Annotated in this window: 6 protein-coding genes and 2 pseudogenes; 5 read left to right on the top strand and 3 right to left on the bottom strand. The window is 60.8% G+C overall.

Going from position 1 to position 8,573, the window contains the following annotated elements; all coding sequences use genetic code 11:
• Nucleotides 1-254: 254 nt before the first annotated feature.
• Both IE122_RS17840 and IE122_RS17835 read right to left on the bottom strand, forming a co-directional pair.
• Nucleotides 255-812 (bottom strand): hypothetical protein, encoded by a 558-nt coding sequence (locus tag IE122_RS17840; RefSeq protein ID WP_189622588.1) that lies wholly within the window; start codon nt 810-812, stop codon nt 255-257.
• A gap of 233 nt (nt 813-1,045) precedes the next feature.
• Nucleotides 1,046-2,350 (bottom strand): replication protein RepA, encoded by a 1,305-nt coding sequence (locus IE122_RS17835; RefSeq protein WP_189622587.1) that lies wholly within the window; start codon nt 2,348-2,350, stop codon nt 1,046-1,048.
• Nucleotides 2,351-2,900: 550 nt separating this feature from the next.
• Between IE122_RS17835 and IE122_RS17830 the strand changes: the two genes are divergently transcribed.
• Together IE122_RS17830 and IE122_RS17825 are read left to right on the top strand one after the other, a co-directional pair.
• Complete coding sequence (locus IE122_RS17830) at nt 2,901-4,103, top strand: AAA family ATPase (protein ID WP_189622586.1); 1,203 nt, start codon at nt 2,901-2,903, stop codon at nt 4,101-4,103.
• Between the two features lie 219 nt (nt 4,104-4,322).
• Entirely contained in the window at nt 4,323-5,306 is a 984-nt protein-coding gene (locus IE122_RS17825; protein ID WP_189622585.1) for a ParB/RepB/Spo0J family partition protein, read from the top strand.
• A 12-nt stretch (nt 5,307-5,318) separates the two neighbouring features.
• Here IE122_RS17825 and IE122_RS17820 read toward each other — a convergent pair whose 3' ends face one another.
• Nucleotides 5,319-6,194: a MarR family transcriptional regulator gene (locus IE122_RS17820; RefSeq protein WP_229814382.1), complete on the bottom strand. Its 876-nt coding sequence runs from the start codon at nt 6,192-6,194 to the stop codon at nt 5,319-5,321.
• A 502-nt stretch (nt 6,195-6,696) separates the two neighbouring features.
• On the opposite strand from IE122_RS17820, the gene IE122_RS17815 reads away from it, so the two are divergent.
• From IE122_RS17815 to IE122_RS17805, 3 genes and pseudogenes are all read left to right on the top strand, one after another.
• The gene (locus IE122_RS17815) at nt 6,697-7,590 is read left to right on the top strand and encodes a recombinase family protein (RefSeq protein ID WP_189622583.1); all 894 of its coding nucleotides are present in this window, start codon (nt 6,697-6,699) and stop codon (nt 7,588-7,590) included.
• An 80-nt stretch (nt 7,591-7,670) separates the two neighbouring features.
• A pseudogene (locus IE122_RS17810) lies at nt 7,671-7,940 on the top strand (transposase); the annotation flags it as partial.
• 148 nt (nt 7,941-8,088) lie between these two features.
• A pseudogene (locus IE122_RS17805) lies at nt 8,089-8,399 on the top strand (transposase); the annotation flags it as partial.
• Between the last annotated feature and the right edge of the window lie 174 nt (nt 8,400-8,573).

Genomic DNA, 8,573 nt, shown 5'->3' with positions numbered 1-8,573 from the left:
CGCTATGGGGCGCTTTCTGGTCAGCGGCTGTCTCTCACTGGTGAGGCCGGACGCTTACGATCTAGGTAATGCGTGGCGTGCATGGCTTGGCTCCAACGTCGTACTGCCTTGACGCCGCTCGCAGGCCACGCCCTCAGTCATGGCCGTGAATTTTTCCGGGGAGCGTGCCTCTAACGCCCCCTCCCCGCCACGATCTCAACTTGAGCGATGCGCTCAGAAATCATCGCTCCGGCAGAACGCTGGCGGCTTCGACTTCAGGTCAAAAACAGGTCTCCCTGCCGCCCCGCCGACTGCAGGTATACGCCAGGCGGGCACGCCGGACGACGCAACAACCGCAGGACGTCCAATTTCACAACGTAGACGGCATGGCGACCGCCCCCGCGGTTCTTGTGGTTGGTCGCATAGCCCGCGTAATGGCGCGTCATCAGTCCGGCGCGGACAAGGTCTGAGATTGCACGGCTAATATTGGCGCGGCCGGCGGCCAGAACCTGATCCTCCACGGCCTGTTCGACCAGGGCAGCGTCGCGGGCCGCATCACCGGTGAGCTGATCGCTGATGGCTTGCTTGACTCGGGCGCGAAGGGCAGCGCGGCGCCCGGCCTGCTCGCTCAATGGCAGGAGCTGGCTGCACAGCCAATCCCTCAGGAGGACCCCCTGCCCTGCCACCCGCACGACGGGGCCAGCCTGCCCTCGCCCATCGGCAATTTCCGAAACCAGTTGTAGGACGAGAAAAGCATATCGCGGCCGGTTCGAAATGTTGGCCAGGATGGCGTAGATACCGCCGATGCCGGGTATGTGTGCCTGTTGCTCCATGGAACAGTATTGAGCACAAAAGGTGAATCCTGTGAATCCCCTTTTGTTCGCGCACAGTCGTTTGTCGCCCGTGACACTTCGCCCGGATCCCCACGTCCATTCGAAGCTGAGGTTACCGGTGCACTCTGCTCGGGAGCATCAAGCCCGCTGCCCGCTTCAGCTTTCCGAACTTCTCCTGTCCAGGGTGACAGTCTGCCCGTCGGCAAAGTGTCACAGGAGAACGTCCGTCCCGATTAGCCCGCACCCGATTGTGCGCGACGCTCGGCGTATCGGACAACAAAAGCCTCCCATACCCGGAGCCATTCGGTATCCGTTCGCTCTTGCTTGATGCCGGGAAATCCGGTCCGGAAAGCGTTGGCCATGGCGTCAACGCTCCAGGGTTGCCCTTTATCAAGGCCGATGGCCCGGAACTTGGCTTCTCTTTTCCCATAGTTCAGGCTGCCACTGGGGAACGGCAACGTGGATTCCACTGCCTTCAATTCGCGCACAGTCGTTTGAGGCCGTTTGACGACCGATGATCTCGGTGCCGTTTCGGGAGCGGGCGCCCCCAGTGCCCGTAGATGCGGGCCGACGAGCTTGCGCTCCAAGGGTGCCGGAGACGGTCGCAGGACGACCTTGCGGCCGCTGAAATCCACGTCGGCATTGGGATATACCGCCGAAACCAGTTGCATCGTTTCACGGACCGTCTGGCGGAAACGCTTGCTGTCCGCATCATTGCCGAGGTGCTTGGCCAATTGGTCCCAGGAAATCGTCTGCCCCCGGTCGCTGCTGATACGCGGCAGGCGATAGGCAAGATAGGTATAGAGGTCGAGCGCGGTCGGCGTGCCCTTGAGTTCCCGGATCGCCACCTCGTTCAGTGGGACGGCATGGTCGACAAGGTGACTGTAGAAGGCCTCGGACATCCGGATTTCGCGCGCAAATGCGCCATTCTTTTCTAGCGAACCGGCATATTCATTCGAGATTTTGACGTCCCGAACCGCAAAGGCATTATCGCCGGCGTCTTTCCCTTCCCACCGGATCTGCCATTCACATGCCAGCAATCGGTCGACCTGTTCGCGCATCAGGTTGGCCGTTCCGCGTGGTCCATACGACACCGTCTGGTATCCCAGGCGACGCATCCATTCCGTGAAATTGCGGCCCAGATAAACATCACGGGATCGCTTGGTCACGGCCTGCGAAAGGAGGTAGATCAAGGCTACGCGCGGATAAGCGCCATATGGCACGCCAAGGCTGCGCAAGACGGTCTTGCCATCCACAGCTTGCAAGACTGGCCGTGGATTGATGGCTAGCACATACTTGCCATCTTCGCGAAGGATCGGTTGCGTATCGTCCTTGGGACGCTTGGTGGGGAGCGACATGGCGCACAAGGCGGAATGAAGGAAGGCCGGTACGGGCTCTTCATCCTGAACCCGCAGAAAGGCATCCATGGTAAGCTGGGTGCCGGCTGACTGGGCAAGCGAACGGACGCGTTCTTCGCCCCCGCCCAGCATGGCTAGGGCATATTGGTGCCCGATTGGCCTCAGTGTGTCGCCGCTCATTGCTTTCGTCCCTCCCCGACTCATCGGAGCCTTGGGTGGTGATTAGACAACAGGTTTGAACTTCAATAGCAAGGCCATTGGCAGTTTTGGCGGTTTCTTGGGCTCAGAACCTCCAAATCCACCGATGATCTCGGAGCCGTTCGCTCACATCTTGCCGGCCCATTCGAAAATTCTCGAAAAACGATTCGCGAATCGGATTCTCTAGGAGATTCCTTTAGTAGGTATGCGCTCCGAGATCATCGGTGCTTGCGGAACCGAGATCATCGCTGAAATGCACTGAAATCATCGGTTTGCACCGAGATCATCGGTGAATGTCCACAGGAGCGCTGATTGCGGGGCGCTGCCCTTTCAGGCCCCTCCCCTGTCGCGTCCGTTCGGACTTTCAATGGACCCGAGATCATCGGCCCCTCGACGATCGGCAACTCGTTCACGGTCGGGGAAGACGAAAGGGAACGGAGATCATCGGTCTGGTTGTAGGATTCGTGGCCAAACATTGCCCAAAACTGCCAAGAGTGATAATTCGCCCGCTCAACCTCACAAAGCGGTGACAATGGCTATCAACGCAGCGCTCGACGCACACACAGATGAACTGCTGGAAGACGGACTGGGCAACCTCCACCGGAAAGCCCTCACCATCCTGAAGCGTATTCGCGATGGCGCCCTGGATCCCGAGACCGGCCAGAAAGTCGGCCCGTCCTACGCCATTTCCAAGGCCGCCGCGCTTGTCGGCCGAACGGCTTCCGCCATCCGCGAGGCGGAACGCGATGGGCGCCTTCCGCAGCGGGATCGCACGGCCTCGGGGCATCGGGTGCAATATACGCTTGAGGAACTCGATCGCATGCGCGGCGTGTTCGGCACCCGCCCCTGGCGCGCGCCGACGGATACGCCGGCGGTCATTTCGGTCTCGAACTTCAAAGGCGGCGTGGGCAAGTCCACGGTTGCCCTGCACCTGGCCCAGCACTTCGCGATTCAGGGATACCGGGTGCTGTTCATCGACTGCGACAGTCAGGCCAGCTCGACGATGATGTTCGGTTACCGCCCGGATGTGGACCTTACCGAAGACGATACTCTCTATGGCCACTTCCATAACCCCGAACTGCTCGGGGTTCGGTCGATCATTCGCAAGACCCACTTTTTCGGCCTGGACCTGATTCCGGCCAACCTGAAACTCTACAATCTGGAGTATGAGATCGCGGGCTACCTGGCCCAGAACCAGAGTTTCGATATCATCGACATGATTGCAGAGGCGATCGAAACGGTAGTCGATGACTATGACATCGTCATCATGGACCCCCCCCCTGCCCTCGGCATGGTGTCGATGGCGGTCCTCCAGGCAGCCAACGCGATGGTCATCCCCGTGCCCCCCAGCGTCATCGACTTTGCGTCGACGGTGTCCTTCATCGACATGGCGCGCACCACGATGAAGCAGCTCGAGACGCTCGCAGGACGCGTGAAGCCGGCCTACAATTTCATCCGGCTGGTTGGGAGCAGGGTGGACGACAGCAAGTCGATGCACCGTGAAATTCTCTCGATGATGCGACAGGTGTTTGGCGGCTCGATGGCTACGTCATTCCTGAAGACGAGTGCCGAGATTGATAACGCCAGCTCTCGCATGAAGACCGTGTTCGAGCTGGATCGGCCGGTCACGTCCCATGAAGTTCACAACCGCTGCATGCGCCATCTGACCGACGTTTGCCGGGAGATTGAAGCAGACGTCTTGCGCTCGTGGGCCAGCAGGGCAGGGGCGGTCTAGGCCCGTGTTGCCACGTGGCAACGGCATGTAAAAGAATTTTAAAACAATGCATTAAGTAATTTCCGGCCCAAATTTTCGGTTGGATATTCCTTTGCGTAGCGAAGTAGTCGAATAAGGTTGCCACGTGGCAACATGCTCGAAATTGTCTCCGGGGCGGAAGCGGTTGCCACGTGGCAATAGGACCACCGGAGAGTAGAAACATGAGGTTTGGAGTAAGCTATGGCCAAGGGAAATCGCGGCTTTGGGAGCAGCCTGACCGAAGGGCTCGACGATGAGGTCGACAACAGTGCGCCGGCACCCTCGGAAAGCATCATGGCAAGTCGCAGTCAGAGCCTGGCCAGGATCGCCGCCGGCAAGGTTGTGACAGATCGCACCGAATGGGTCGATCCGACGCGTTGCCGGCCGTGGCGGTTGCATAACCGCGACCTTGATCATTTGAACGTCGAGAGCTGCCGGGATCTCATCGACGCATTTCTTTCTGCAAAGAAGCAGAGGATACCGGCGATCGTTCGCCGGTTGAAAGATGATCCCGATTACGATTTCGAGATCGTCGCCGGTGTTCGGCGCTGGTGGACGGTTCAATGGCTCCGCAGCCATCACCACCCGGAATTCGAGTACCTGGTCACAATCCAGAACGTATCTGACGAAGAAGCCTTCCGGGTGTCGGATATCGAGAACCGATCGCGCAAGGACATCTCGGACTGGGAGCGGGCCAAGGAGTATTCACGCGCGCTGGAGGAGTTCTATGGCTCCAACCAGAGCGAGATGGCCGAGCACCTGAAGATCTCGCGTTCGTGGCTCAGTCGCTTGCTGGATGTCGCCAGGCTGCCGACGGAGATTGTCGAGGCTTTCCCGGATACGCACGGCATCACCGTCCGCATCGCTCGGGAAATAAAGCCGCTGACCTCGGACAAGCGGACATTGAACCTCATGGTTGCCGAAAGTCAGGCAATCGTCGCTGAACGTCATGACCTTGGCACGGTTCTGACCGGTCCGGAAATCGCCAAGCGCCTTGTTAGAGCAACCGTCGCTCCGGCAAAGTCGACAACCGCAGAAGTCGAAGTGAAAGGGGAGGGCGGGAAGGTGCTCCTGCGTTACGCTCATTCGGCAAGGGGCGGGTACACCTTCAAGGTTCAGCCTCGAAGCGGAGCGCAGGTGTCTGAAATCCTCGAGGCGATCGCAGCCGTCTTGCGCGACGACTGAGCCGGTGAGGGCTCAGTCCGTCCTTGCCGGTCCCATGGGCAGCAGGGCCTTGTCGCCGTGGCGCAAGGTGGCCAGCCCGGCCTTCTCCAGCGCGGTCGCGGCCTGGGACGCAGTCCTTCGGGTGATGACGAGCGCGCGCGCCAGTTCGGCGCGGGTGAGGGGGCCCAGCGCCGCAATCAACCGCCACGCCGCCGGCGCCTGTGATGAGGCGTAGAGGGCGGCGAGACGTGTATCGCCCAGCGTGACCGCTTGGTGGATGTCGGTGAGATCCGTGACCAGATCGTACGCCGCAGTGGCGATCGTGTCGGCCAGCAGCGCGGGGAGGGGGCTCTCGGGTTCCGCTGCGAACAGGCTGCGCGGGGCCAGCCCGGCCAGCGCCAGCGGCGCGGCCCCGAGCCCGAACAGGTGCGGGCGCATGGCTGCCGCGAGCGAGGCGGCCCAGGCACTGCCGCGGCCGGCGAACCGGTGGAACACCCGGCCGCCGATCAGGACTTCCTCGCTGCCTCCTTCCAGAAAACAGACCTCGTCCTCGCGCAATTGGCGCAGCCAGCCCTGAAGGCCGGCCAGCGGATCGCGCGCCGGCAATAGCGCATCGAGCCGTGCGAGTGCCCGGTCGGCAGGTTCGAAGGCCTCGGTGTAGTTCTCGGCCGTGCCCTTGGCCGCGAGCGCGAGGCGGGCCGCACGGGCGAGGGGAGGGGGCCCCCGCCGGGCGATCCACGAGAGAAAATCGCGCCGTTCGGCGGCGTACCACGAGCGGGTCAGTTCGGCCGCCTCGATCCCGGGGTCATGGTCTGGACCCAGGTTTTCAAAGGCAAAATCGCGCACATGGACCCGCCATAACCGGCGGAGCGAGGCCAGCGCCAAGCCGTCGGCCACGTCACCGCGCAAGAACGGCAGCGCTCCTTCGACCCGCGCGAGGGCCAGTTGCCACGGGGGAGGGGAGGGGGGCATGGAAGGCAATAATATATGAATAGATTTAAAAGTATACTCTGCTTTGAGGGTACTTCTGGCGCTTTATCAATGTCCGATAATGGTTCTTCACGGACGATAGAAAATCGCCTGTTTGTCGGTGAAAGAATACGACCGGACTCTCCCACCTTTCCGCGATTCCGGGCTGCCGAATGATAGAATACGGCCGGATTCTGCAAGAATACCACCGGACTCCCTAAACCTGGAGCACTGCTGATCCGCGGATCTCTGCGGGTTTTGCGCTCGACCGTTTGGTTTGGCCTGGATGGGTGATCGGCCGCGGGAGCGTGCTTGCAGCAGGGTCAGACCACAAGCCGGCGTTAAGGCCCCGTCATCGCATTTACCGCTGGCTTGGCTGCTCCCAAAATTATATCTAACGGGGGCAACCGACCTATTGGTATCGTTATATGAATTGTGACAAATGGCCCTGATCGGCTACGCCCGTGTTTCGACCGACGAACAGGACACTGCCGCCCAGCTAGATGCGCTGCGCGGACAGGGTTGCAGCGTGATCTTCGAAGACAAGGCGAGCGGCGCGAACAAGGAGCGCCCGAACCTTGCCAGAACTCTGGACCGGGTGGGGAAGGGTGATACCTTGCTTGTGGTGCGGATCGATCGTTTGGCGCGCTCCCTGTCGCACTTGCTGGAGATTGTTGAGACACTGCGCGCCAAGGGTGCCTACTTCCGCTCGATCAACGATCCCATCGATACTTCCAGCGCACAAGGCATGCTGATGACCCAGATGCTCGGAGCCTTCGCGGAGTTTGAACGAGCCCTCATCCGGGAGCGCACGCGTGCTGGCATCAAGGCCGCCGTCGCCCGCGGGGCACGTCCAGGCAATCCCAAGATGCGGAGCCGCGATCCGGGAGCGATCTCCGAAATCCGCGCCAGCCACAAGGAGCGCCACCTCAATGAGTTGCTCGATGGCCGGCACCGCTGGCTTCCCACGGTGGAGCGGTTGCGACCACACCTTCCCTGGGGTTTGGTTCTGAGGCAGATTCAGGCATTACCGCCCCCAGTGCGGTCGTTCAGTGAACGCACACTGGTCAAGGCATGCCGGACCTTGGTTCGGGCAGGCTATGCCGATCCAGCGATCCTTGAAGTCGCACCGCGACTGCCGGCAGATACCCGAGCAGCCCGCCTCGTGGCTGATCGGCTGAAGACCCATCCAGAAAGTTCGCTCCGCGATATTGCCTCCTGGCTGTCGCGCGATCTACGCGAGCCGACACCGCGCGGCGGGCTGTCCTGGTCCCCTGAGGGAGTCCGAAGGGTGGTTTCACAAGCGAAGGCGCTGCGATTGATCGTCGCCGAATAGTTGCCCTGGTTGCCTTTCCTGGTGAAGCCGCAGTAGGCTTCTGACCATGTCCTCTTCCAAGCAATTCAAAGCGCAACGAGAAGTGCCTGTCGGATCGGATGCTCACATCCCGGATCCACCGGCGCAAACCCAAGGGCAAGCCCATGCCGAAAGCGATCGCAAGGGCCAACGCCGCAAAGTCCTCGATACGGGCCCACGTCGAACATGTCTTCGCGCATCAGAAGAACCGCTTCGGAATGTTCATCCGCACCATCGGCCTGGCCCGTGCCGAAGCAAAGCTCACCCTTTGCAACCTGGCCTACAACTTCAACAGGCTGATCTTCCACGAGCGCCGCGAAAGCCTGGGATGACTTTGCCTGGAATCCCGAAGAACCGACTCAAACCGCCCGAATTACCGACCGAAACGGACCACCGCGCGGTCACTATGGGCGAAAGCATAGGAAGCAGCCCCCCTGGGACTAATCAGCCTCAAACTCACCGGTTTTTGCGGGTGTCCAGCTTGCCGAAATCAGCAGCCAGGTCGCACCCGGCGCTCACGCCGTGCTCATGCTTCATCAGTCCGGGTGGCACATGTCCGGAAAACTCGACATCCCGGCTAACATCACCCCCTGCCGCTGCCGCCCAAATGTCCCGAACTCAATCCGGTCGAGAACGTGTGGCAGTTCATGCGCGACAATTGGCTCTCGAACCGCATCTCCTCCTTCTATGACAACGTCGTGGACCACTGCTGCCACGCCTAGAACCGCCTCATCGATCAGCCATGGCGCATCATGTCTATCGGGTTACGCAAATGGGCGCATGGGTCATGATCAGAGAGATTTGGTATCAGGAGCATGGACTGTTAGTTAGCGACATACCAGCTTGATCGCCTGTCATGCGTAAGCCGAACTCACGTCCATCGCGAACGCGCCTGCGCTTGCCGTAAGCGTAGCCGCCGCCCCACCTTGCGGGCTTGAAGCGCAGCGTCGAGTCTCCGCGCCCTG

This window comes from Novosphingobium colocasiae, from assembly GCF_014652555.1.
Classification (GTDB): domain Bacteria; phylum Pseudomonadota; class Alphaproteobacteria; order Sphingomonadales; family Sphingomonadaceae; genus Novosphingobium; species Novosphingobium colocasiae.
This window is presented reverse-complemented; position numbering and strand designations above follow the sequence as displayed.

Excerpts from the sequence above, each read along its gene's own strand:
- IE122_RS17830 (WP_189622586.1), top strand. The coding sequence starts at position 2,901 with ATGGCTATCAACGCAGCGCTCGACGCACACACAGATGAACTGCTGGAA.
- IE122_RS17825 (WP_189622585.1), top strand. The coding sequence starts at position 4,323 with ATGGCCAAGGGAAATCGCGGCTTTGGGAGCAGCCTGACCGAAGGGCTC.
- IE122_RS17840 (WP_189622588.1), bottom strand. The coding sequence starts at position 812 with ATGGAGCAACAGGCACACATACCCGGCATCGGCGGTATCTACGCCATC.
- IE122_RS17835 (WP_189622587.1), bottom strand. The coding sequence starts at position 2,350 with ATGAGCGGCGACACACTGAGGCCAATCGGGCACCAATATGCCCTAGCC.
- IE122_RS17815 (WP_189622583.1), top strand. The coding sequence starts at position 6,697 with ATGGCCCTGATCGGCTACGCCCGTGTTTCGACCGACGAACAGGACACT.